At 47.3% G+C, this 723-nt stretch carries 1 protein-coding gene; it reads left to right on the top strand.

The window, feature by feature from the left end:
• Nucleotides 1-723, top strand: a 723-nt coding sequence (gene hppD, locus R7Z77_RS25470) for a 4-hydroxyphenylpyruvate dioxygenase (protein ID WP_318137065.1), incomplete at both ends; no start/stop codon positions are given.

Below are 723 nucleotides of genomic sequence, written 5' to 3'. Positions count from 1 at the left end.
AAGACGCGACGGTTGCGCTTGAACATGCTATTCAAAACGGCGGCACAGAATACAAAACTGAAATTGGTCCGATGGAACTGAGTATCCCTGCCATTTACGGTATTGGTGAAAGCTTGCTTTATTTCGTTGATCGTTATGGCAAGCAGAGCATCTACGACGTCGATTTCCGTTTTTATGACGATGCAGACGATCGCTTAGCAAAATCGGACGTTGGCTTGTACGAGATAGACCATCTCACGCACAATGTTAAGCAAGGTAATATGGATGTGTGGGCTGGTTTTTATGAGCGCATCGGGAACTTCCGAGAAATTCGATACTTCGATATCGAAGGTAAACTGACAGGCCTTGTTAGCCGCGCAATGACAGCTCCGTGTGGCAAAATCCGCATTCCAATCAATGAATCCTCGGATGACAAATCGCAGATTGAAGAGTTTATCCGCGAATACAACGGCGAAGGCATTCAGCATATCGCACTGACAACGGATGACATCTATCAAACGGTGCAAACGTTGCGTGACCGCGGTATGGACTTTATGCCAACGCCAGACACCTACTACGAGAAAGTCGACGAGCGCGTAAAAGGACACGGGGAAGACGTCAGCAAACTTCGCGATCTGCAAGTTCTTATCGATGGTGCACCAACTAAAGACGGCATCTTGCTGCAAATATTCACCCAGACCGTAATTGGCCCTGTGTTCTTTGAGATCATCCAACGTAAAGGCA

The organism is Vibrio sp. 1401 (assembly GCF_033340295.1).
This window is presented reverse-complemented; position numbering and strand designations above follow the sequence as displayed.